The organism is Marinobacter daqiaonensis (genome assembly GCF_900115285.1).
Lineage (GTDB): Bacteria > Pseudomonadota > Gammaproteobacteria > Pseudomonadales > Oleiphilaceae > Marinobacter > Marinobacter daqiaonensis.
Genome location: NZ_FOYW01000001.1, coordinates 1 through 23,899 on the forward strand (window position 1 = coordinate 1; position 23,899 = coordinate 23,899).

Below are 23,899 nucleotides of genomic sequence, written 5' to 3' on the forward strand. Positions count from 1 at the left end.
GCCAGCCTGCTGGCGAGGAGGCAGGCACCTCATCCACAGGAATGCCCTCCTCGCGGGCAGGCCCGCTCCTACACTGGATCGGTAACCCCACAGGACGTCTCCCAAACCCTGTAGCCACAAAAAAGCCCCGATACCTTCCGGCATCAGGGCTTCTTCGGTTTTGTAGACAGTCGATCAGCCGCCGCCATTTCCTCCGTTGCCGCCAACCAGTTCCATCAGGCCCCCGATCATCTGGGTCACCAGCCTCAATTGGTTATTCAGGCCGTCTACCGTTTCCGAGACACTGTTGATCTGCAGGCCCAGGAACAGGGCCACCAGGACAAACACCAGGGTGGTCAGCATCCACTGGCGTCGCACCTTGCTCACCTGACTTTCCAGCTCTTCCTGGAATCGCGCATCTACACGGGCCATGTGTTGTTTCAGAGTGCGAATATCCTCGTTGGCTTCCTCGTAGGCAATCTCGAGCGTGGAGAGCCGGCCGGTAAGTCGCCTCAGGTAGGATTGATCGGCGACGGTCTGGTAGGGGCTGACATCGGGCTCAGCCAGTTCCGGCTCATCTTCGCCATTTGCCAGGATGGCGTCGATCATACGGATCAGTTGTTCCCGTTCAACCTGCTTTCCAATCACGCCGGCGGCACCTCTGGCCTTGGCGTCCTGTACGTACCGGTCGGCGTTCTGGGATGTGTACATGAAAACCGGGGTATCTCTGGATTCGGGACGGTGCTTGAGCTTCTCAAGTGCGTCAAAGCCGTTCATGCCAGGGAGGAGGTGATCCAGGAAAATCAGATCGAAGTGCTCATGTTGCACAAGGCTCAGGGCTTCTTCGGCCGAACCAACCCCTTTACTGGTAAGGTCGGCCTTTTCCAGCAATCTGGCGAGGATGATCCGCGCGGTGGAGGAATCATCAACGATGAGCGCGTTGCCACGGGGCATGTTTTTCTCCCTGTCAGTACGATGGCCCTCGTCTCACTGCGAGTTAGCAGCGTTGCGGTTCCTTGAGGGCTTGAAACACGGTAATTCTCGATGCCCGGCAATTCAAGTAGCCAGTTGGCAAATTGAGGGACAAGTTGTTGAACGATGGCCTCAATTTCCTACCAATGCACGTTCCTGCCGATCAGGGAAGCCATATTTCAAAGACCCCGCCACCCAGGCTTCCGCCGTTGCGGATACGTATGTCCCCATGGCGACCGCAGTTTTCATGCAGTCGGGCTATGGCCGTGGCAAAGTACAGACCGAGACTGGTTGATCCGGTCCTGAAGTCGGGGGCCTTGATCAGCGCATCCCCTGCATTTTTCATATGAGCCGGGTAGCCAGCGCCGTCGTCCTCGATGCTGATGACCAGCCAGCCGTCCTCTTCCCGGGCCTTCAGAGCGATCCTGGTGCTGGTATACCGGATCGCATTATTCAGGGTGCTGGCGATGATGCCGGCCACCAGCTCTTCGTCGAAATAGCCGGTGGTTTCAGCGCTGGTCTCGATGCTGTATTCGATACCGTATCCCTTCAGCAACGGTTCGTGGCGGGCGACCTGCTCGCTGAGGAAGTCAGCGACATAGTGCTCGTCACTATGAGCGGAAAGCTTGTGCTCCCCCAGTCGGTAAATTCCCAGTAACTGAACCAGATCGCTGTGGACGCGCTCCGCCTCATACTGGAGAGTATTCATTCGCGGGTTGTCGCCGAGCTGGGACTGTTGTTCCTGGCGAAGGTCCTCCAGGGTACTGAGGAGCATCCCAAGGGAATTTTTCATGTCATGCACCGCCGAGGCGATCACCATGGAAAAGTCCGGTACCGGAAGATCCTGAATCTGGCTGGTGGATTTCTCGTTGTCCCGACTCATTCGATATGCTCCAACTTTCTTCTCAGGGCCAGGTAGCGGCGGTACTGACGGTGTTGCGGGGGCAGGTTCTCAAGTGCCTGGAGGCAACGTCTGCACTGTGCTAGGGCGTGCTGTCGCACAACCTGGGTATCGCCTTCGTCCATCTGTTTCATCCGGATCTGGACCAGGTTAAGGTTTAGCGCGGCATGATTGGGCACGATGTCCAAAGCCTTTTCGAAGTGTCCGGCCGCCTCCCCCAAGGCGCCTTTTTCATAGGCCTGGATGCCCTCGCGGTTGAGGGTTCGTGCCTGGAGGCGTTGCTGCAATCCCACCGGCTCATCCATCAGGGTTTCGATCTGTTCCAGTACCTCTGGCTCCGATTCGAATTTCTGGGCCAGGGAAGACAGGAGCCTCTCGGCTTCCTGGTTATTCCCGAGCCGGTAAAGGCTCTTGGCCAGATCCAGTCCGGAATCAGCGGTAAGTTTGTCCTCCGGGAGGGCGGACCTTGCCTCTTCAAGGTATTTTTGGGCGGTCTCGCGATCTCCCCGGGCGGCCTGAATTCGTGATCGTACCAGCATGCTCCGTGCGCCAATATCCGGTGCTTCGGGAAATTTACGTTCCAGCTGCTTCAATATACGGAGGGCTTCGTCCGCCTGTTCTCGACCTTCCCCGGTCGGGTCCGCCTCACTCAGGTCGGACAGGGAGCGACCGAGGGCGAGGTGGTGTTCCGGGCTGTCGTGTACCGACCATGTGCCCAGGGTTACAGCGCGGCGCCAGGCTTCCGCGGCAGTATCGATATCCTGGTTCTGGGTGGCGAGGGTTGCCAGGTCACGCTGGCGCAGCAGGGCGTTCGGTGAGAGCTCGGCGGCTTTCAGCAGGATCTTCTGTGCCTGACCCGGTTTGCCGGTCCGCTTCAGGCTTTCAGCCATCAGATCATAGGCCTCCAGATAATCCGGATGATCTTCGATCAGCTGCTGGAGGTCGCTGGTAACCTCCCCGTGATACCCTTCCGCGAGCATGACCCGGGCCTTGCCGAGTCTGGCCCAGGACAGCGAACGCTGGCTGAGCACCTCGTCATAGATCTTGCGGGCCTGGCCCAGGTCGCCCACACGGAAATAGAGGTCCGCGAGGGTTTTGTAGATCCATGTCCGGTGGCGCCGGTGCTTCGGTAGCAGGGCAAGGCACTGCTGAATGGCTTCCGGGTAATCCTCGAGGTCCATCGCCCGGGTGATTGGCAGCAGTGCCTCCCGCCGCTCCGCGAGGGCGCCCAGGCGCTTCTCCAGCATGGCCCGATTGATAGGCTTGGTCAGGTAGGCGTCGGGGTGGTACTCCCGCGCTCCCATGACCATCTCCCGGGATGTCTCAGCGGTGACCATCAGAAACAGGGAGGAATGATGAAGCAGCTTTCGGTGGCGCAGTTCCTCAAGCACGTGCTGGCCACTTTTGCCTTCACCAAGGTTGTAGTTGCACAGCAGTACATCAAAATGATCGTAGGTACACCGTTGCACGGCGGCAGAGCCGTTATGGACGAGCTCAATCTTTTCCGCGCCGAGGGATCTGAGCATCTGGCGCATGGAGTTGCGGAAATTCTCAAAATCGTCCACCACCAGAAAGCGGAGTTTGCGCAAACTGGGACCATAGTCATGGCTGCCTGATTGATCTGTCATGTTCGCTTTTTCATCAGTTTGTTCACCAGTGCCCGAAGGGCTGCGGGCTTCACGGGTTTATAGAGAATGTGGTAATCCCGGCTCACTGCGTCTTCACGAACCTCTTCACCAAGATAGCCGGTTATCAGGACTCCGGGAATTGTCGCTCCGAAGTCACTCCTGAGACTGTCCATTGCGTCGAGGCCATTGCGGTCGTCGTCGAGCTGATAGTCTGCCAGCATGATATCCGGAGGGGAACCGGCCAGAACATCGCGGGCCTCGTCGAGGCTCAAGGCAGTGGATACATTGCATTTCCAGTTGGTCAGCAGGGCTTCCATCCCTTCAAGAATCTGCGCCTCGTTGTCGATACACAGCACCCGCAGTCCATTCAGCGTTGACAGCCCCCGGCTCGCGGAAGAGGACGGAGCCCGTTGTGGTACCGGCTCTCCAGCAGGAACAGCAGGAACCGTGATCGTGAAGGTACTGCCACGACCCACCTGGGAATGGACATTGACCGGATGGCCCAGCATCCCGCTGATGCGGTCAACGATGGCCAGGCCGAGGCCCAATCCCTTGTTGTCACGACCCTGGCGCAGGCGTCGGAATTCCTCGAAGATATGCGCCAGCTGATCTTCGGGAATGCCCGGACCGGTATCCCACACCTCGATTCTCAGATAGCCTTTCAGGCGTCGGCAGCCCATCAGTATCCGGCCACCGCTATTGGTATAGCGAATGGCATTGGAGAGGAAATTCTGGACCACGCGGCGCAGCAGTTTGGCATCTGAGCGGATCCAGGCCGTACTGGGCACCACGGTAAGGGTCAGATCCTGGTCCTTGGCAATGGCGCTGAACTCCGTGGCCAGGTGGCGCAGAAGGTCGTTGACGGGAAAACTGCTGATGTCCGGTTCGAGGGCTCCCGCATCCAGCTTTGAAATGTCCAGCAGAGTGCTGATGATCTCTTCGGCTGCGCCAAGGGAGCTGTCGAGGTGGTTTGCCAGTTGCCGGGTGTCGTCCGTTGTGACCTTGTTCTGTAGCGCCGAGGCGAACAGCCGGGCGGCGTTCAGTGGCTGCAGCAGGTCGTGGCTGGCGGAGGCCAGAAACCGGGTTTTGCTCTGGTTGGCCTGTTCCGCCACGGACTTGGCCTTGAGCATCTGTTCGTTGATGACCTGCAGCTCCTGGGTTCGTTCCTTGACCCTTTGTTCCAGGTAGATATTGGTTTCCTTCAGGGCCTGTTCGGTCCGCCGCATGGCGGTGATATCCTGGAAGGTGGTGACGAAACCGCCGCCCGGAATCGGACTGCCCTCAACCTTCAGCACGGTACCATCCGGCCGGTGCCTTTCATAGGACATGGGCCGTCCCTGCTTCATGGCTGCGCAGCGGTCATTGATGATTTCGTCGATACGCCGTGCCGGCAGGTTGGCGCTGGTCAGGTTGTAGCGCATCAGATCCTGAACCGGTCGGCCCACCCGGACATACCCCTTGGGGTATGAGAAAAGTTCCAGATAACGCCGGTTCCATACCACCAGTTGCTGCTGGTGGTTGACCACCGATACCCCCAGGCTGATGTTCTCGATGGCCGACTGCAGCAATTCCCGACTGAAGGTCATGGCCTGGGAGGCCTCATCGACGATGCTGACCACATCCTCAATCTGCATGTCGCGACCGGTGAGGGTGGATTCCAGCACCACCCTGGCTGTCGAGGCACCGATAACCGAGGCGAGCTGACGTTCGATGTATCGCATCAGATGACTGGATGCCGGGCGCTGCGGTGCCAGTCTCATGGCATTGCGGCGCTCGTAATTGGTGAACAGAGCTTCGGCGCGCTCCTCTCCCATGAAGCGCTCTGCCAGAGCCTGAAGGTCTGCAGTGAGGATTTCACCCTGCCATACCTGTTGCTGCGAGGTTTCCGCCCGGGGATGGGGTTCATGGAAGAAGGATGCCATCTGGATTTTTTCGCGGACTCTCTGACGGGTCAGCAGCGACAGGGTCACATAGGTCAGGGTATTGATGCCAAGTGACCAGATGATGCCGTGGCTGATCATATCCAGGTCCAGCCACAGCAGGGCGGTCGGGCGAGTCCAGCTCAGGCCCCAGAGTCCCTGATCGATAAGGGTCTCACTGAGCCAGCCAGTTGAGGCCAGGGCGGGGATCAGCAGGGTGTAGCACCACATGGCAAAGCCCAGGCCAAGACCCCAGATAGCGCCATTGTAGTTCCCACGACGCCACAGAATGCCGCCGATGAGCGAAGGGCCGAACTGGGCGGCGGCGGCGAAGGAGAGCAGCCCGAACGCTGTGAGACTGTAATCGGCGCCAGCGAGGCGATAGAAACCATAGGATGCGAGCAGTACCAGGAAAATGGTCACCCGGCGAATGCTCAACAGCAGGTGGCTCAGGTCCGCCCGGCGATTCATCCTTGGTCTGAAAAACTTCAGCAGGCCCGGCATGACAATCTCGTTGCTGACCATGGTGGCGATCGCCACCGAACATACGATTACCATGGCGGCTGCCGCTGAACCACCTCCGAGAAAGGCGAGTATGGCCAGCCAGGTCTGCCCTTCAAGGATCGGCAGACTCAGTATCAGCATGTCCGGGTTGACCCCGGCGGTGTGGTCGTGGAGCAGGCCGGCCGCGGCTATGGGAAGCACGAAGGCGCTGGCAATGACCAGGTAGGCGGGCATCGCCCAGCGCGCTGTGTTGAAGTCCCGGTAATCAGCGTTCTCCACCACCATCACGTGGAACTGGCGTGGCAGGCACAGTATCGCCAGCATGGCGACGATGGTCTGGGTGATGAAGGCCGGTGCCTCTATACCGTCCCAGGTCAGCTGTCCGACAAGATCCGCTTCGCGAACCTGGGTAAGCAGGTCGCCGAAACCGCCGTACATGCCGTAGCCCACGAACATGCCCACGGCGACAAAGGCCACCAGTTTGATCACCGATTCGAAGGCTACGGCCTGAATCATGCCACGATGGTGCTCGGTGGACTCCAGGTGGCGAGTGCCGAACAGCACGGTGAATACGGCGAGCACCAGGGTGATGTACAGGGCCGAATCGTTCCATGCCGGTCGATTGGCGATCTGGGCAACGTCATTGTCAGACAGGGCGCTGAAGCCCAGGGAGATGGCCTTCAGCTGCAGGGCAATGTAGGGCACGCTTCCCACAAGTGCGAAAATGGCGATCAGCGCGGCCAGGGACTGGGATTTTCCGTAACGTGAGGCGATGAAATCCGCAATGGAGGTGCTGTTACTGCGTTTGCTGATGTAGATGATCCGCCGCAGCACCGGTGAACCGAACAGAAAAACCAGCAGGGGTCCAAGATAGATGGGGAGGAACGCCAGGCCTTCCTGGGTCGCTCTTCCCACCGCTCCGTAAAATGTCCAGGAGGTAAAGTAAACCGCCAGGGAGAGGGCGTAGACATGGGGGCGGGCAAGTCTGTTGCGGTACAGGCCCGGGTGGCGGTCGCCTGCCCAGGCAATGGTAAACAGCAGGGAGATGTAGGCGATGGAAATGACTACCAGCAGCCAGACACTGATCACGTCGTGTCACTCCCCCTCATGGTTCAGTTGCAGACCCTCTGGAAAAGGGCGTCCTGCGGACCCAGGCGCCGGGCCTCACTGGTGTCGGGCTTGCCGTTTTCGTCAAGGGCGACCAGTTCACGGCTGGGGCAGTTCAGTAGCCAGGTGCCGCTGGACACACGGCCGCCATAGGTCTGGCGGAAGTGGTGAAGCTGTAACCGGACCGTCTCCGGACTGGCTGCGCTACGTCTGACACTGCTGGTATCCAATACCGTGATGCGGTTGATCTGGGGGTAGAAAAAGCTCCAGGGACGCCAGAACTCAGCCTGTGCCTCTGTGCTGACCACCACCGACTCCGGTGGCATACGAGTGGTCATATGGTCGTACCAGTTGTATTCCATGTAGATCTGAAAACCCATCATGCCCAGTCCGGCGAATACCGGGATCAGCCATCGGGGGGCTTTATTACGTGTCGCTGCGCGAATACCCATGGCAATGCCGGCAGCGCCAAGACCGCAGACAATGGTTGCAACAAAATTCCAGAACATAGTACTTCCTCGAGAAACCTCCGAAATACGCTGTGAGGTTCCGTAAAAAACGGGCCTCCTTGAAAAGGAGGCCCGTTCTGGATCAACCCGTTCAGATCAGCGTCTGAATGCGGGGCATATTATGTCTCAGTGATCCACTGCCTTGCCAGCACCGCGGGGATAGCGAACGCTTTCCACCAGGTCCTGGATCTCCTGAGGCGGTTCTTCGGTAGCGTTGGACACTACGAATGCCACCACGAAGTTGACCAGGGCACCGACGGCGCCGATGGACAGCGGGGAGATCCCCAGTACCCAGTTGGCGGCGGTGTCAGGCAGGTTGTTGGTTCCCGGAATGAAGAACCAGCCTTTGTACACGAAAATGTAAACCAGGGTGAAGACCAGGCCAGCAAGCATACCGCTGATGGCACCGGTGTTGTTTACCCGCTTGGAGAAGATGCCCATCATCAGGGCCGGGAACAGGGAAGCGGCGGCGATACCGAAGGCCAGCGCAACCACCTGTGCGGCGAACCCTGGCGGGTTTGCACCCAGATAGGTGGCGACCACGATGGCGACGGCCATGGCGATCCGAGCGGCCAGCAGTTCGCCTTTCTCGGAGATGCTTGGATTGATGGCGCCCTTGATCAGGTCGTGACTGATGGCGGATGAGATCGCCAGCAACAGGCCTGCCGCTGTTGACAACGCCGCTGCCAGACCACCCGCTGCAATCAGACCGATAACCCAGCCGGGGAGGTTTGCAATTTCCGGGTTCGCCAGTACCAGGATATCCCGGTTGTAGGAGAACTCGTTGCCTTCCCAGCCACGTGCCTCGGCCTCGTCTGCGAACTCAGGATTGGCGTCGTTGTAGTACTGGATGCGGCCGTCGTTGTTCTTGTCCTCATAGGTGATCAGGCCGGTGACCTCCCACTCCTGAATCCACTGTGGGCGCTCATCGTACTCGATGGGCTGTGCCGAAGTACCCTCAGGGTAGATGGTGGTCATCAGGTTCAGGCGAGCCATGGAGGCCACAGCCGGAGCGGTCAGGTACAGCAGGGCGATGAAGATCAGGGCCCAGCCGGCGGACCAGCGAGCATCAGCGACCTTCGGAACGGTGAAGAAGCGGATGATGACGTGGGGCAGACCGGCGGTACCGATCATCAGCGACAGGGTGAACAGCACCATGTTCAGTTTGTTGCTCACGTCGGCGGTATAGGAGGCAAAGCCCAGATCTGTAATGACCTGGTTCAGCTTTTCCAGAATCGGCATGCCGGATTCCGAATGGGTGGAGAACATCGCCAGGGCCGGGATCGGATTATCGGTCAGCTGCAGCGAGATGAAAATAGCCGGAATGGTGTAGGCAATGATCAGCACGCAGTACTGGGCAACCTGGGTGTAGGTGATACCCTTCATGCCGCCAAGTACGGCGTAGATGAAGACCACCACCGCGGCAATGATCAGACCGGTCGTGGCATCGACTTCCAGGAAGCGGGAGAAGGCGACACCGGCACCGGCCATCTGGCCGATAACGTAGGTGACGGAGGCGACAATCAGACACAGTACCGCCACCAGGCGGGCATTGCGGCTGTAGAAGCGGTCACCGATGAACTCGGGTACCGTGAACTTGCCGAACTTCCGCAGGTACGGAGCCAGTAGCATGGCCAGGAGCACGTAACCACCGGTCCAGCCCATCAGGAAGGTGGAGTTGGCGTAGCCGCCGGCCGCAATCAGACCTGCCATGGATATGAAGGAGGCGGCTGACATCCAGTCGGCACCGATAGCCGCACCGTTGGTGATCGGATGAACACCGCCGCCGGCAACGTAGAAATCGCTGGTGCTTCCGGCTTTCGCCCAGATGGCAATCAGGATGTACAGGAGGAACGAGCCCCCGACAAAAATGATGTTAATGGCAAATTGGCTCATTGGAGTTACTCCTCCTCATCCAGACCGAATTGCTTGTCCAGCTTGTTCATTCTCCAGGCATAGAAGAAGATCAGGCCAATAAAGGTCAGGATGGAGCCCTGTTGGGCGAACCAGAACCCGAGATCTGTGCCGCCGACGGGAATTCCGGCAAGCAAAGGGCGAAGCAGGATGGCGAAGCCGTAAGATACGAGGGCCCAGATGATAAGGCTCCCCAGTATCAGGCGAAGGTTCGCCTTCCAATACTGTACAGCATTGCTGTTTGCGTCGGACATAACAGGTCTCCTGTTTTGTTGTTGTAGGGTTTAGACGCTTGAAAGTTAGCTTAAGGTGACAGGCACCCGGTTGTAGGTGAGTCTCCAATGAACAGGTCTCTGGTGGGAGCTGTCCCGGGGGCGCAACCACGAGAGCGTGTTATTCATTGGTTTTACTCCTGCTGGTTAGCATCCCTGACTTTACCTGTCATAAAGTTAATGGATATTGGCAAAAGGTCTAAGTGAGTCGCGCCACTACATAGATAGCTGATTTTTCCCGATAAACAAGGCTTGATCGAGGTCCTTCGGACGCACTTGTCGAGACCTGGTTCACATCCTGCGCAGGGTGTTCAGGTGCCGGAAATACTTCAGCTTCCGATACAGCTCATCGAGGGTGTTTATGCCCTGTTTACGTGCCTCGTTGAAGGCAATCAGGGTGAGCTCGGCAGTGGCGAGGGCATCCGCGGCGGCATGGTGGCGGGCGCCTATCTCCAGGCCGAAATGCTCGGTCCAGTTATCGAGACGTTTGCTGCCCTCCAGGGCATTCGGGAAAAAAGCGGGCATCAGCTCGGCCACGTCAAGCCAGGTGTGGGTCTGGGTATAGCCCAGCTGTTGTCGCAGGGCCTTTTGCAGGAACTTCCGGTCGAAGGCGGAATGGAACGCCAGTATCGGGTCGCCGTTCATCCAGTACAGCAGCCTTAACAGGGCATCCCTGGTTTCATGGCCCCTGGTCAGGGCTTCCGGGCCAATGCCATGGATCAGGACGGTCTCGCTGATGTCCAGCTCGGGGCGGCGGAGGATCAGATCGAACTGATCGACAAGGGGGATCTCCAGGCGATCAATAGTAACGGCGCCAATGGCGATGACCTTGTCCTTGGCGGGATTGAGGCCAGTGGTCTCCAGATCCAGCACGATGAATCGCTGGTCATGCAGTTCCTGGTCGGCGGGTAATTTTGGCACCGGCAGGTCGTTCGGGTCCGGGTGGTCACCCGACCCCGTAAGCTTTTCGCTAATCCAGTCTTTCAGGTCTTCGAGCATGTACCTGGGGCCCCTAAAGCTGATAGGTGATTTCCAGTTTCTGCTGGAGTCGCTGAGCCTGGCGGAATGACTCTCGCAGAATGCGGCGATCGAGGGGGTTGAGGTTGTCCGGATTGATGTAGTTGGACAGTTCCTCCTCCCGTTCCAGTTGTTCCTGGTGGGCCCGCATGCGAATGGCCTGGATCAGGCTGTAGGCCTCCTTCCAGGCATTGGCGTCCTTGGCATCGAAAACGCCCTTGTCGACCAGCTCGTCCATGCGCTCAAGAGTGTTGGCGGTCGCCACGCCATGGGCAAGGGCAAAGACCCGGACCGACTCCACGAAGGGCGCCAGACCCTGTCGTTTCAGATCGAGGCTGTGGCGGTCCCCTTCCTTCACATAACGGAAGCCCCGGAAGATGGTCAGTGGCGGCTTGCGCTGAAGGGCATTGCCGGCCAGCATCTTCTGGAACAGGTCGTTCTTACGGATACGTCCCAGAACCTTGTCGAGTAATTCCTCCAGGGGTTCCCGGGGGCCAAAGACAGCCCGCATATCGAGGAAGATGGAGGAGTACACCAGGTTCTGGGGTGTGGAGGCGTCGATAAACCGGAGGAACCATTCGTCCCATTCGTCGACGCTCAGGCACAGCTTCGGATTACTGGCCATAATGTTGCCCTTGCACCAGGTGAAACCACACTCGGCCAGTTCCCGGTTGACCGTTTCGGCAAAGGGCAGGAGCTTCTCCCGCACCTGATCGGGGGTCATGCCGTCCGGCGTGGTAAAGAGGATGCCGTTATCCTGGTCGGTCAGCAGAGTCTGTTCCTGCCGCCCCTCGCTCCCAAAGGTCAGCCAGGTGAAGGGGATGCCCGGGTCGTTTTTCTTCAGGTTCAGTTCCAGTACGCGACGAACCGTGATGTCATTAAGGGTGGTGATGATCTTCACTACCTGACCGGAGTCCGCGCCATGGGCCAGCATGGAGTCGACCAGCCGGGAAACATGCTCTCTCAGCGTGATCAGGGCCTGCAGGTGTGTGGCGGTGCCGATGGTCCTGGCCAGGTGAACCAGGTCCACACGCTGCAGGGAGAACAGGTCCCGCTCGGAGACCACCCCGATCAAACACTTATCCTCATCAACCACGCAAATGTGGGCAAAGTGGTGTTCCGCCATCATCATGGCGGCTTCGAAGGCATCGGCGCTGGCCGGCAGGCTGCGAGGCTCAGGCGTCATGACCTGGCTGATGGGTGTGTCGAGGGTGCAGCGGTCCTCGGCGACAAGGGTCCGCAGGTCCCTGAGGGTAAAGATACCATGGGGATGACGCTGATCATTGGTGATAATGATGCTGCCGACGTTGTTGTCATGCATCTTGGCCACCGCCTTGCGTACTGGCGTGTCCGGTGAGCATACGATGGGGTTGCGCAGGGCGTAGCGCTCCAGGGGCGTATCCAGTGAGTTCGACGAGCCGAGCGATGCCATGGCACCTGACTGGATGCGCCGGTTCACCTGGTCCAGAAGACTGCTGACACCCCGCAGGCAGAAATCCTGGAAGGGTTCGCTCTCGGAAAACAGGATAACGAAGTGTTCGTGGTCCAGAACCAGGCAGAAGGTATCGCCGGATGCCCGGTGCAGGGTCTGGGTGGGTCGCTCTCCCACCAGGGCCGCCAGCGGGAAACATTCGCCCCGGCTGATTTCGAAGGTGGTTTCAGGTTCACCGCTTTTCGGATTCAGGCGCTCTCCACGGATGCGACCCTGCTTGACAACGTACAGAGAGGTGACCGGCCCGTCGTCCGGGGACAGTACCTTGTCGCCGTCGCCATAGAAACGGAGGCTGGCGTGCTCGGCAAACACCGCCAGGTGGGCGTCGTCCATCCCGGAAAAAGGCGCGTGCTCCCTGAGAAATGCCATGATGGACCGGGTGTTCTGAGGCAGTGAAGCTTCCTGTTCCTGGGTCATGGGTAGTCCGCTCCGATGAGGCTGTCCTGAACTCTTTTATTGTCTTTTGGTCAGTGTAACCCAAGACGCCCGGCGTCTGGTGTCGGTCTTTGGTCGTATAGTGACCAAGGCACACCCCGACCCGGTTTACCGCTTTATGCCGCTGGTGGGCGGTGGTAAAGTGCCTTTTTCAAGTTGCTCAGCCTGGCCAGTACCATGACTTCGAAAGACGAGCGCCTGATATTTCTCGAGCAGATGAAAGATGTCCGTCGCATCCGGCGGCCAAACCGGGCGGAAGTCTCCACGCCGAGGGAGCTGACGCCGGGTCACCTGGAGCGTCAACGTTCAGCCGTGGATTCACCGTTGCGGGATGCCAACCCCCTCACGGCGGCGGATGTGGACCCGTTGACTGCCCACGATATTCTCAGCTGGCAGCGTCCCGGCGTCCAGCACGGCGTGTTTCGCAAGCTGCGCCTGGGCCACTATCCCATCGAGGCCCGGCTTGATCTGCACAGGATGACGGTTGAGACGGCCCGCCGGGAGGTGTTCAGGTTCATCAGGGATTGCGTCCACTATGGACTGCGCTCCGTAATCATCCTCCATGGCAAGGGTGAGCGTAATCCCGATGGCATTGCTCAGTTGAAGAGCTACCTGGCGAAGTGGCTGCCGGAGCTGGAGGACGTCCTGGCGTTTCACTCAGCCCAGAAGCACCATGGTGGTACCGGTGCCGTCTATGTCATGGTGCGCAAGGGCGATCAACAGAAACAGCGTAACCGGGAGCTCCACGGAGCCCGTTAACATTGGCCCATAAGGTGGATTGAATGAAGAAAGCAATCGCAGTATCCATTGTCGTCCTTGCCCTGGCGGGCTGTGAAAACCGGACTATCTGGGACAGTCAGGGCAAGGTAAAGGAAGCCACCACTGACCGGGAGGTCTGGGACTCCAAAGGCAAGCTGGGTGACGGGGAGCGCAAGATCTGGAACGACCGCGAAGGCAAGCCGGTGATCAGGTAATGGCAGGATTTGACGTGATCCGCTACGGCCAGGCGGCCCGGGAAATCTGCGATGCCGGACGGTTCCTGTATGGTCGCGGCTGGTCGCCGGCCACCAGCAGCAATTACTCCCGGCGGATCGACAGCAATCACCTGGCGATTACCGTCTCGGGCCGCCACAAGGGCCGCCTGGCGGAACAGGACGTGATGGTCGTCGACCTGACCGGTAAGCCGGTACAGAGTGACTGCCGTCCATCGGCGGAGACGCTCCTGCATACCGTGCTCTACAGCGACAACGAGGACCTTGGTGCCGTGCTTCACACCCATTCGGTGAAAGCTACCGTACTGAGCCGGCTTGTGCCCGCGGGGGAACACCTTGTCTTTGAGGATTATGAACTGCAGAAGGCATTCGCCGGGGTGAGCACCCACGAAGGCAGGGTAGAGGTGCCGGTGTTCGACAACACCCAGGATATTGCTGCCCTGGCGGCCGACACACGGCAGTGGCTGGCGGACCATCCGCAACAGCCCGGGTACCTGATTCGCGGTCACGGCCTGTACACCTGGGGGCGGGACATGGCGGAGTGCCTGCGTCATGTGGAAGCGTTTGAATTTCTGTTTGAATGTGAACTTGAAACCATGAGGGTCCGCGGATGACTACGCTGAGTATTTTTCAAGAGAGCCGGCCAGAAACTCCCGAGCAGGTGACCCAGAACCCACAGGAGATTGCCCGCCTGCTGAATGAGAAAGGCATTCGCTTCGAGCAGTGGGCGACCCGTTCGCTGCCTGCGGACGCCAGCACGGACGCCATTCTCGAGGCCTATGGGGATGAGATCGCGCGGCTGAAGCAGGAGGGTGGTTTTGTGACCGCAGACGTGGTTGGCCTTACGGCGGACAACCCCGAGAAAGAAGCCTTCCGGCAGAAGTTCCTGGACGAACACACCCACAGCGAGGACGAGGTACGTTTCTTTGTGAGGGGGCAGGGACTATTCTATCTTCATCTGGATCAGCAGGTGTACGCGGTGCTCTGCCAGCAGAACGACCTGATCAGTGTTCCCAACGGCACCCGCCACTGGTTCGACATGGGGCCGGAGCCGGAGTTTACCTGCATCCGGCTGTTTACCAATCCGGAAGGCTGGGTGGCGGAGTTCACCGGTGAGGAGATTGCCAGCCAGCTGCCCCGTTATGAGCGACTCGCCGGAGCGGCATGATGATTCGGGTGATCATAACCGACATAGAGGGTACCACCAGCTCCATCTCCTTTGTCCATGAGGTGTTGTTTCCCTACGCCCGGGAGCATCTGGCCGGTTTCATACGGGAGCGGGAGCAGGAGGATCCGGCCGTCCGGGAGCAGCTGGATGAAGTAGCGGGGGTCTCCGGGTGCGACCGCGATGACGTGGAAGGCCTGATCCAGGTACTTGAGCAGTGGATCGACGAGGACCGTAAGGAAACGGCGCTGAAAACCCTCCAGGGACTGCTGTGGGAGCAGGGCTACCAGAGGGGCGCCTTCGATGGCCACGTCTATCCGGATGCCGCCGAGTACCTGCGTTTCTGGCATGACCGGGGCCTGCGGCTTTATGTCTACTCCTCTGGATCAGTGAAGGCCCAGAAACTGATCTTCGGCTTCTCCAGCGAGGGCGATCTGACTCCCTACTTCAGCGGCTACTTTGACACCAATGTGGGTGGCAAGAAGGAACCATCCTCTTACCAGGCCATTCTGGGGGAACTGGGGGTGGAGCCTTCCACGGTTCTGTTCCTGTCCGATGTCGAGGATGAACTCAGGGCGGCAGAGTCGGTGGGTCTCAAAACCTGCTGGCTGATCCGCGACGGTGACCTGCCCGGGACCACCAGTCGCCCCGTTGCCCGAGATTTCCGTGAGGTCGATGCCAAGCTCCTCAAGCGTTAGCGCCCGTCCCCCGGCTACCCTGCTGCTGGTGGGAGTGCTGGCGGGCTGCAATCCTTTCAGTGCGCCCCAGAGCCTTATGGATGAGTACGTGGAACGCACTGCCCGCGTACTTGACCAGCCCTATCGACTCTCTGCGATTCCACCCGCTGACTCCCTGCCCAGGCGCCGTGACCGGATACTGCAAATGCCCGAGGTTGAGCTGGGCATGCTTGATTTCCTGTCGCTGTTTGGCTGCGACCTGCAAGCCGTGGCGGGAGAACGGGCTTCCATTCTGGGTCGGGTGATGCAGCCCGCGAACCGGCTTCGTTACGAGGTTCGCTTCATAGAGGCGGCAGAGCAGTGCCTGCCAAAAATCGACGATGAGGGACTGAAGGAGGAGGTAGCGCAGGCCATCCGCAGCAAGCGTGAGAATCTTCCCATCGCCATCTGGAACGCGACCTGGGGCGTGGAAGAAATGGAAAAGCTGTTCACTCTCGCTGAAGGACCCTATCCGGTGGAAGCGGCCCCCGTGGCCAATCTTGCCGCCGACCTGCGCAGCCTGAACCACATGCTCGAACCACTGTTTGCCGGTAATACCGGGGTCAGTCTGGAAGGACTTGGCGCGATTCATCAGCAATGGCAGGCTCACGATACTGCCGGTCAGTTGATCCTCTCGGCCCGTATGCTGGTCACCCGCCTGGACGACGCCAGTGATGTGCTGGCGTCAAAGCTGGAGGACCGGCCTCTGTGTCTGGGGGGCAAGCCCAACAGTCAGTCGGACATTGTCCAGGGCATGTTCTTCCGTGTCTTCATCGAACGGGTTCAGCCCTACCTCGCCACAATCCGGCGAGGCCGGAATCAGATCATCCAGCCCCTGACGACCCTGGCTGAGCGTCAGGAAACCGTTATGCCCCAGAGTTTCCGGAGCTGGTACCAGACCTATCTGAGGCTGGGCGGCGACAGCCTCTGGGCGCAGCTGGATCGCAGCCAGCAGCGCCATATCGAATTGTGGCAGCGGCAGTTGGAGCAGTGTGGCCTGCGCCCCGGAACCTGACCGGCTTCAGCGTTGGCTCTCCGGCGTCACCCGCAGTATTTCCTCAATCGTTGTCTGGCCCGCCGCCACTTTCTGGGCACCGCTCAGTCGAAGGGATTTCATGCCATCCCGATAGGCATCCAGGCGTAACTGCTCCAGTTCGCAACGGTCGTTGATCTGGCCGGCGATGGTGCGGGACATACCCAGGATCTCGTAGACTCCGGCCCGGCCCAGGTAGCCGGTGTCGCGACACTCAAGGCAGCCCACGGGCCGGAAAACCCGTTTGGGGACGGGCGCCTTCCAGGGCCTGGTAAGGGTGGTCCAGGCATCTTCCTCGACCGGGGTGGCCTCCTTGCAGTGGGGGCACAGCAGCCGGACCAGTCTCTGGGCCATCGCGCCGATAACCGTGGCGCGGATCAGATAAGGGGGGATGCCAAGTTCAAGGAGTCGGGTGAAGGCACTGGGGGCGTCGTTGGTGTGCAACGTCGATAACACCAGGTGGCCGGTGAGGGCCGCCTGAACCGCCATTTCCGCTGTTTCCAGATCCCGGATCTCGCCGATCATGATGATGTCGGGATCCTGTCGCAGCAGGGCCCTGACGCCGGAAGCGAAGGTCAGGTCGATGTTGTGTTGCACCTGCATCTGGTTGAAGGCCGGCTCCACCATCTCGATGGGGTCTTCGATGGTGCAGATATTCTGGTCCGGCGTAGCCAGTTGCTTGAGGGTGGAGTAGAGAGTTGTGGTCTTGCCCGACCCGGTGGGCCCGGTCACCAGCACAATGCCATGGGGGCGGCTGGTCATATCATGCCAACGATCCCGGTCCTCGACGGAAAATCCCAGCTGCTCGAAGGTCTTGAGCAGCACTTCCGGGTCGAAGATCCGCAGCACCATTTTCTCGCCAAAGGCCGTGGGCATGGTGGCCAGGCGCAGCTCCACCTCCCGGTTGTCGGGCTTGCGGGTCTTTATGCGGCCGTCCTGGGGGCGACGCTTCTCGGCCACGTTGAGCCGGCCCAGTATCTTGAGCCGGCTGGTGACCGCCGTACCCACCTGCTCGGGAAACTCGTAAACATTGTGCAGCACACCGTCGATACGGAACCGGACCCGGGTCGTTTCCCTCCGTGGTTCGATGTGGATATCGCTGGCCCGCTGATCAAACGCGTACTGCAGCAGCCAATCCACAATTTTGACCACATGCTGGTCATTGGCGTCATGGCTGGCGCTCTGGCCGATGTCCAGCAACTGCTCGAAGTTATTGAGGTTACCACCACCCCGGGCCTGCGCTCCGCCCGCCTTGCTCACGGAGCTTGCCAGCTGGTAGAACTCCACGGTATAGCGGCGAATGTCCTCAGGGTTGGCCACCACTCGCCGGACAGGGCGTTTGAGTACATGACGGAGATTGGTTTCCCAGTCGCTCTTGAACGGCTCCGAACTTGCGATCACCGCTTCCTGCTCGGTGACCTCCACCGCAAGAATGTGATGGCGCTGGGCGAAGGCATAGGACATGGCCCGGGCAACGGCGGGAGCGTCGATCTTGAGGGGGTCGATGTGATAGTAGGGCTGACCGGCCCAGCGCGCCAGCCATCGGGTCAGCTTTTCGAGATCCAGGCTGCGGCTGTCCTTCAGGCTGCTGAGACCGGCGATGGCGATTACTTCCAGCGGGTGCCTTGCTCGGGCCTCAGCGCCCAGATTGGCAGTCAGCACCCGGTCCGCGTCCTCCCGGCTGATTTCGCCCTGATCGGCGAGGGCGTTGCATAGCTCCCGCAAGGTCAGGGTGTGGTCGGGCGTGGTCTTGCCGGCGACGGTTTCCAAGTCTCAGAACCTCCTTGTGTCGGTCATGGCCGATTCACCTTCAGGTGCACCATGGCGACGGTAAACAGCGAGCCGGTGAGCACGGCCATAAGAACGGGTATCGCATCGCCCTCGCTCAGCCATGCCGAAACCACCGCCTGGGTGAAGTAGAAAATCACCACGAAACTCATCCAGATATAGCCCCGGTTATGGCCCCGTAGCACCACCCAGGCGAAGGGCAGCAGCGGGATCAGCTTGACCGCCAGCATCAGAGCGACGGATACGTCCTCGACCGGATCGGGCCAGAAGGTGGAGATAACCAGCAGGGCCAGTACCAGAGTATAGAGCGCAATCGTCAGGGCGCGGGTTGTCTTTGCGGTTTCGGAATACAGCATGGAATGTCCTGACAGGTGAATGGGAAATCAGTTCGGGGAGACGTCAGGCGAGCGCCAGCGCGAGCCTGGCGAGCCTTTGGCCGAGGGCCTGGCAAAGGGATTTTTCGTGGTCGCTGACGGACTTTTCCACGTCCGTTCCAGCCCAGTGGGAAGGCCCGTAGGGCGTCCCGCCGGTCTCGGTCTCCGACAGGGCCTTTTCGGTGTAGGGCAGGCCGCAGAGTACCATGCCGTGGTGGAGCAGGGGGACCATCATGGTCAGCAGCGTGGACTCCTGACCACCGTGCAGGCTACCGGTGGAAGTAAAGGCGCCGGCGGGTTTTCCCTCCAGGGCACCACTGACCCAGAGGTCGCCGGTTGTGTCCAGAAAGTGCTTGAGCGGTGCCGCCATGTTGCCAAAGCGCGTCGGGCTGCCCATGGCGAGACCGGCGCAGTTCTCAAGGTCCGCCTTGGTGGCCCAGGGCGCGCCCTCGTCCGGGACCGCCGGCTCCGTGGCTTCGGTATCGGGAGAAACCGGCGGTACAGCCCGGATTCTGGCCTCGATGCCTTCGACCCTGGCGACGCCCCGAGCAATCTGCGTTCCCAGGGTGGCTGTATGGCCGGTACGGGAATAGTACAGCACCAGGATGTAGGGCTGTTCACTGGTCTTGGTGGTCATGGCAAGATCCTGTGGCTGGATAGGGATAATACAGGTAATTACGGTTTACAGGAGCTCCAGGACCTTTTCCGGCGGCCGGCCGATCACGACCCTGCCACCATGGACCACGATGGGGCGCTGGATCAGTCCCGGCTGCCGGCTCAGGGCCGCCAGAAGCTGCTGTTCCGAGAGGGCCTCGTTGTCCAGTCCCAGTTCCTTGTATTCGCTTTCCTTTATGCGGATGATATCCCTTACCTGACACCCCATGGCGCTCACCAGTCCGGCGAGTTCGTCGGCTCCGGGCGGCGTTTCCAGATACCGGACGACCTCCGGCTTCACGCCCCGCTCCTCCAGCAATGCCAGAGCCTGACGGGACTTGGAGCAGTGGGGGTTGTGGTAGATGCGTGTGGTATCGGGCAGCGGATAATGATCGGCCATGATGTCGATGTCTGTCCTGGAATGAAGTTCTCGAAAAACAGTTTGCCGGCGGCGTCAGCCGCAGTAGAAGGCCCAAGTCTATCAGGAGGTCCGATGCGGAAGTACCCCGTTTTTCTGGCAGTGACAATCGCGGTAACCATCGCGTTGGCGGGCTGTGATGAGCCGCCCGGGACCGGCTCGTCGGGGAACGCGGGTGACGGCAACCCTAGTTTCGCCACCGCCACCGGAGACTCTCTGGGGTGGTCGTCTTTGCGGGGGGAGTGGGTGCTGATCAATTACTGGGCGGAGTGGTGCAAGCCCTGCCTTGAGGAAATTCCGGAACTCAACGAAGTGGATGCCGTGGACGGTATCCGGGTGCTGGCGGTGAACTTCGACGGCATCAAAGGCCAGGCACTGGTCGGCCTGGGCGAGCGCATGGGTATCGAGTTTACCATGCTGGCGGAGGATCCGGCGCCCGAGCTCGGCTGGACGCTGCCTGGCGCTCTGCCTGCCACCTTTGTCGTGACACCGGACGGGGAACTGAAAGAGACACTGCTGGGCCCGCAGACCAAAGACGGGTTGCTGGCTCTCACGGGGCAGGACTGAATGCCCCGGTTGGGGTAGAATCCGGGATTGAATGAATAGCGGGAAAGCGAGCACCATGAGCCAGAATTTTGTCCACCTTCGTGTCCATTCCGAATACTCCATGGTGGATGGCCTCATTCGCGTCAAACCGCTGGTAAACCGGGTCAAGGAACTCGGCATGCCTGCGGTGGGGCTGACCGAGCAGTCCAATATGTGTTCCCTGGTCCGCTTCTACAAGGCAGCCATGGGAGCGGGAGTCAAGCCCATTCCGGGGGTGGATCTCTGGCTCGAGAATCCGGATGAACCGGGAAATCCCTTCCGCCTGACCCTGCTGGCCCGCAGTCAGCAAGGCTACCTGAACCTGACTGAAATTGTTTCCCTCGGTTATACGGAAGGCCAGCGTTACGGCAAGCCCATTATCGCGCGGCCCTGGCTCGAGGCCCGCCGGGAGGGCCTGATCGCCCTTTCCGGGGCCAAGATGGGGGACGTGGGGAAAGCTCTGCTGGCGGACAAGCCTGAGCTGGCCCGGGAGCGACTGGCCTATTGGATGGAGCTTTATCCGGACAGCTACTACCTGGAGCTGCAACGCACCGGGCGGGTGAACGACGAGGAAAGCCTCCACCAGAGCGTCGCGCTGGCGGTGGAGACCGGTTGTCCGGTGGTCGCCACCAACGATGTCCATTTCCTGCATCAGGAGGACTTCGAGGCCCACGAGGCCCGAGTGTGTATCGGAGAAAGCCGGACCCTCGCTGATCCGCGTCGGGAGCGCCGCTTCAGTGACCAGCAGTACCTGCGCAGCGCCGAGGAAATGGTGGAACTGTTTTCCGATATTCCCGAGGCCATCGACAATACCATCGAGATCGCCCGCCGTTGCAGCGTCCCGGTGCGGATGGGGGAGTACTTCCTGCCCAAGTATCCCATCCCGGAAGGGATGACCATGGACGAGTATTTCCGCAAGGTCTCCGAAGAGGGGCTTGAAGAACGCCTGGCAAAAACACTCAGCAAGGACGACCCGGAGTATGACGCCAAACGGGAAGCCTATTACAAACGCCTGAACTTCGAGCTGGATATCATCATCCAGATGGGGTTCCCCGGTTACTTCCTGATCGTGATGGACTTCATCAAGTGGGCCAAGAACAATGGCGTGCCGGTGGGCCCGGGCCGGGGCTCCGGTGCCGGCTCCCTGGTGGCCTATGCCCAGCTCATCACCGACCTCGACCCCCTGCAGTACGATCTGCTGTTCGAGCGCTTCCTGAATCCGGAACGGGTGTCGATGCCCGACTTCGACGTTGACTTCTGCATGGAGGGGCGCGACCGGGTCATTGACTACGTTGCCCAGAAATACGGCCGCGAGGCGGTGTCCCAGATCATCACCTTCGGCACCATGGCCGCCAAGGCGGTGGTGAGGGACGTTGCCCGGGTCCAGGGTAAGTCCTATGGCCTCGCTGACCGGCTTTCCAAGATGATCCCCTTCGAGGTGGGTATGACCCTCGAAAAAGCCGTGGAGCAGGAGGAGCCGTTACGGGACTTCCTGGCGCAGGATGAGGAAGCCCAGGAAATCTGGGAGATGGCCCTCAAGCTTGAGGGTATCTGCCGTAACGCCGGCAAGCACGCCGGTGGCGTGGTGATTGCACCCACCAAGATCACCGATTTCTCGCCGCTGTACTGCGACGACGAGGGCGGCAGCCTGGTAACCCAGTTCGACAAGGGTGATGTGGAGGACGCCGGCCTGGTGAAGTTCGACTTCCTTGGCCTGCGGACGCTCACCATCATTGACTGGGCGCTGGACATGATCAACCCGCGGCGGGAGAAGCGGGGCGAGGCGCCCCTGGATATCAGCGAGATCCCCCTGGACGATTCGCCATCCTTCGACATGCTGAAGAAAGCCGAGACCACGGCGGTGTTCCAGTTGGAATCCCGGGGCATGAAAGACCTGATCCGTCGCCTGCAGCCGGACTCCCTGGAGGACATGATCGCCCTGGTGGCGCTGTTCCGGCCCGGGCCGCTGCAATCCGGCATGGTGGATGACTTCATCGACCGGAAGCACGGTCGCCAGCCCATGTCCTTCCCGCATCCGGATTACCAGTACGAAGGCCTCAAGCCGGTTCTGGAGCCCACCTATGGGGTCATCCTGTATCAGGAGCAGGTCATGCAGATAGCCCAGGTCATGGCGGGCTACACCCTGGGCGGAGCCGACATGCTGCGGCGGGCCATGGGCAAGAAGAAGCCCGAGGAAATGGCAAAGCAGAAGCAGATCTTCCTCGATGGCTGCGAGAACAATGGCATCGACAAGACCCTGGCGGAGAACATCTTCGACCTGGTGGAAAAGTTCGCTGGCTACGGCTTCAACAAGTCCCACTCTGCCGCTTACGCCCTGGTGTCCTATCAGACCCTGTGGCTGAAGGCTCATTATCCTGCCGAATTCATGGCCGCTGTACTGACCGCGGATATGCAGAACACCGACAAGGTGGTGACCCTGGTGGAGGAGTGCCGGGCCATGGGACTGGACCTGGTGCTCCCGGATGTAAGCACCTCCGAGTACACCTTTACCGTGAATGACGAAGGCCAGATCGTCTATGGCCTGGGCGCCATCAAGGGTCTCGGTGAAGGGCCCATACAGAGTATTGTCGAAGGGCGCCGGGAGGGAGGGGGCTACAAGGACTTGTTCGATTTCTGCTGCCGCGTGGAGCTGAAAAAGGTCAACAAGCGGGCTCTTGAGGCGCTGATCCGGTCCGGGGCCGTGGACAAGCTGGGGCCGGGCCGGGCCCAGATGATGGCCAGTATCGAGAAAGCGATCCAGCAGGCGGGCCAGCAGTCCCGCAATGAATCGGCGGGGATGACGGACATGTTCGGCGACATTCTGGGCGCCGATGAGGGAACCGATCCCTTCGCGGATGTGGCCCATGTGCGGGAGTGGCCCGAGAAGGAACGCCTCAAGGGCGAGAAGGACACCCTTGGCCTGTACCTCACCGGTCATCCCTTCGATGAGTACGAGAAGGAAGTCCGGCGATTTGTACGTTCATCCATCGCCGAACTCCAGCCGTCCCGCTCACCCCAGCGAATCGCGGGTCTGATCGTTGCCCAGCGAACCATGAAAACCCGCACCGGTTCGACCATGTGCTTCGTCACCCTCGACGATCGCAGCGGTCGTATCGAGGCGACCCTGTTTTCCGAGGCGTTTAACGAGAATCGTGAGCTGCTCCAGTCCGATCAGGTCATAGTGCTGGAAGGGCAGGTGAGCCACGACGATTACTCCGGGCAGATGAAGATGCGGGTCAGTTCCGTGATGGATGTGGCCACCGCGCGACAGTCCTTCAGTCGCGGCCTGCAGCTCAGGCTGGAGGCAAAGCAGCTGCAGAACGGTCTGCTCGACAAGCTGGACAGTACACTTCGACCTTTTCGCAGCGAAGGCAGTCCGGTGTGGATCGATTACGTCAGCGACAATGCCAGTACCCGTATTGAGCTCGGTGAGAGCTGGCGTGTGCAGCCTGACGACAACCTGTTGCACGAGCTGAAATACCTGGTGGGGGATAGTGGCGTTGAACTGGTCTATGATTGAGATTT

The 23,899-nt window shown here is 60.1% G+C and carries 21 protein-coding genes; 8 read left to right on the top strand and 13 right to left on the bottom strand.

The features are described 5' to 3' along the window. Positions 1-174 precede the first annotated feature (174 nt). The 9 genes from BM346_RS00005 to BM346_RS00045 all read right to left on the bottom strand — a co-directional run bounded on the left by BM346_RS00005 (position 175) and on the right by BM346_RS00045 (position 12,631). Entirely contained in the window at positions 175-933 is a 759-nt protein-coding gene (locus tag BM346_RS00005; protein WP_092008282.1) for a response regulator, read from the bottom strand. Positions 934-1,114: 181 nt separating this feature from the next. Next, a complete protein-coding gene (locus BM346_RS00010) occupies positions 1,115-1,834 on the bottom strand; it encodes a sensor histidine kinase (protein ID WP_174805173.1) in 720 nt (239 codons plus the stop codon). Further along, positions 1,831-3,480, bottom strand: coding sequence for a tetratricopeptide repeat-containing response regulator (locus BM346_RS00015; RefSeq protein ID WP_092008283.1), 1,650 nt, complete (start codon positions 3,478-3,480; stop codon positions 1,831-1,833). The genes BM346_RS00010 and BM346_RS00015 overlap by 4 nt, the downstream gene beginning before the upstream one ends. Next, positions 3,477-6,992: a hybrid sensor histidine kinase/response regulator gene (locus tag BM346_RS00020; protein ID WP_092008284.1), complete on the bottom strand. Its 3,516-nt coding sequence runs from the start codon at positions 6,990-6,992 to the stop codon at positions 3,477-3,479. Before BM346_RS00020 ends, BM346_RS00015 begins: the two co-directional genes overlap by 4 nt. 23 nt (positions 6,993-7,015) lie before the next feature. Continuing rightward, positions 7,016-7,519, bottom strand: a complete 504-nt coding sequence (locus BM346_RS00025) for a hypothetical protein (RefSeq protein ID WP_092008285.1) — start codon at positions 7,517-7,519, stop codon at positions 7,016-7,018. Between the two features lie 126 nt (positions 7,520-7,645). Beyond that, a complete protein-coding gene (locus BM346_RS00030; protein ID WP_092008286.1) occupies positions 7,646-9,415 on the bottom strand; it encodes a sodium:solute symporter family protein in 1,770 nt (589 codons plus the stop codon). 5 nt (positions 9,416-9,420) lie between these two features. Continuing rightward, positions 9,421-9,687, bottom strand: a complete 267-nt coding sequence (locus BM346_RS00035) for a DUF4212 domain-containing protein (RefSeq protein WP_092008287.1) — start codon at positions 9,685-9,687, stop codon at positions 9,421-9,423. A gap of 309 nt (positions 9,688-9,996) precedes the next feature. Continuing rightward, positions 9,997-10,704, bottom strand: coding sequence for a 3'-5' exonuclease (locus BM346_RS00040; RefSeq protein ID WP_092008288.1), 708 nt, complete (start codon positions 10,702-10,704; stop codon positions 9,997-9,999). Positions 10,705-10,717: 13 nt separating this feature from the next. Beyond that, positions 10,718-12,631, bottom strand: coding sequence for a putative nucleotidyltransferase substrate binding domain-containing protein (locus BM346_RS00045; protein ID WP_092008289.1), 1,914 nt, complete (start codon positions 12,629-12,631; stop codon positions 10,718-10,720). Positions 12,632-12,826: 195 nt separating this feature from the next. On the opposite strand from BM346_RS00045, the gene smrA reads away from it, so the two are divergent. Genes smrA through BM346_RS00075 form a run of 6 tightly spaced genes read left to right on the top strand, consistent with a single transcriptional unit; the run spans position 12,827 to position 16,537 of the window. After that, complete coding sequence (gene smrA / locus BM346_RS00050; RefSeq protein WP_092013101.1) at positions 12,827-13,408, top strand: DNA endonuclease SmrA; 582 nt, start codon at positions 12,827-12,829, stop codon at positions 13,406-13,408. 23 nt (positions 13,409-13,431) lie between these two features. After that, on the top strand, positions 13,432-13,623 hold the full coding sequence (locus BM346_RS00055; protein ID WP_092008290.1) for a hypothetical protein: 192 nt from the start codon (positions 13,432-13,434) through the stop codon (positions 13,621-13,623). After that, positions 13,623-14,255, top strand: coding sequence for a methylthioribulose 1-phosphate dehydratase (locus BM346_RS00060; protein ID WP_092008291.1), 633 nt, complete (start codon positions 13,623-13,625; stop codon positions 14,253-14,255). Before BM346_RS00055 ends, BM346_RS00060 begins: the two co-directional genes overlap by 1 nt. Continuing rightward, positions 14,252-14,809 (top strand): 1,2-dihydroxy-3-keto-5-methylthiopentene dioxygenase, encoded by a 558-nt coding sequence (locus BM346_RS00065; protein WP_092008292.1) that lies wholly within the window; start codon positions 14,252-14,254, stop codon positions 14,807-14,809. The genes BM346_RS00060 and BM346_RS00065 overlap by 4 nt, the downstream gene beginning before the upstream one ends. Next, a complete protein-coding gene (gene mtnC / locus BM346_RS00070; protein WP_092008293.1) occupies positions 14,809-15,504 on the top strand; it encodes an acireductone synthase in 696 nt (231 codons plus the stop codon). The genes BM346_RS00065 and mtnC overlap by 1 nt, the downstream gene beginning before the upstream one ends. Beyond that, positions 15,482-16,537, top strand: coding sequence for a DUF3080 domain-containing protein (locus BM346_RS00075; protein WP_092008294.1), 1,056 nt, complete (start codon positions 15,482-15,484; stop codon positions 16,535-16,537). Before mtnC ends, BM346_RS00075 begins: the two co-directional genes overlap by 23 nt. 6 nt (positions 16,538-16,543) lie before the next feature. On the opposite strand, the gene BM346_RS00080 is transcribed toward BM346_RS00075, so the two are convergent. Genes BM346_RS00080 through arsC form a run of 4 tightly spaced genes read right to left on the bottom strand, consistent with a single transcriptional unit; the run spans position 16,544 to position 19,753 of the window. Further along, positions 16,544-18,325: a GspE/PulE family protein gene (locus BM346_RS00080; RefSeq protein ID WP_092008295.1), complete on the bottom strand. Its 1,782-nt coding sequence runs from the start codon at positions 18,323-18,325 to the stop codon at positions 16,544-16,546. Between the two features lie 23 nt (positions 18,326-18,348). Continuing rightward, entirely contained in the window at positions 18,349-18,699 is a 351-nt protein-coding gene (locus BM346_RS00085; RefSeq protein WP_092008296.1) for a DUF2069 domain-containing protein, read from the bottom strand. 43 nt (positions 18,700-18,742) lie between these two features. Next, positions 18,743-19,354, bottom strand: a complete 612-nt coding sequence (gene wrbA / locus BM346_RS00090; RefSeq protein WP_092008297.1) for an NAD(P)H:quinone oxidoreductase — start codon at positions 19,352-19,354, stop codon at positions 18,743-18,745. 45 nt (positions 19,355-19,399) lie between these two features. Continuing rightward, positions 19,400-19,753 (bottom strand): arsenate reductase (glutaredoxin), encoded by a 354-nt coding sequence (gene arsC / locus BM346_RS00095; RefSeq protein WP_092013104.1) that lies wholly within the window; start codon positions 19,751-19,753, stop codon positions 19,400-19,402. A 111-nt stretch (positions 19,754-19,864) separates the two neighbouring features. On the opposite strand from arsC, the gene BM346_RS00100 reads away from it, so the two are divergent. Together BM346_RS00100 and dnaE are read left to right on the top strand one after the other, a co-directional pair. Further along, positions 19,865-20,356, top strand: coding sequence for a TlpA family protein disulfide reductase (locus BM346_RS00100; protein WP_092008298.1), 492 nt, complete (start codon positions 19,865-19,867; stop codon positions 20,354-20,356). Positions 20,357-20,411: 55 nt separating this feature from the next. Beyond that, complete coding sequence (gene dnaE / locus BM346_RS00105; protein ID WP_092008299.1) at positions 20,412-23,894, top strand: DNA polymerase III subunit alpha; 3,483 nt, start codon at positions 20,412-20,414, stop codon at positions 23,892-23,894. Positions 23,895-23,899 lie beyond the last annotated feature (5 nt).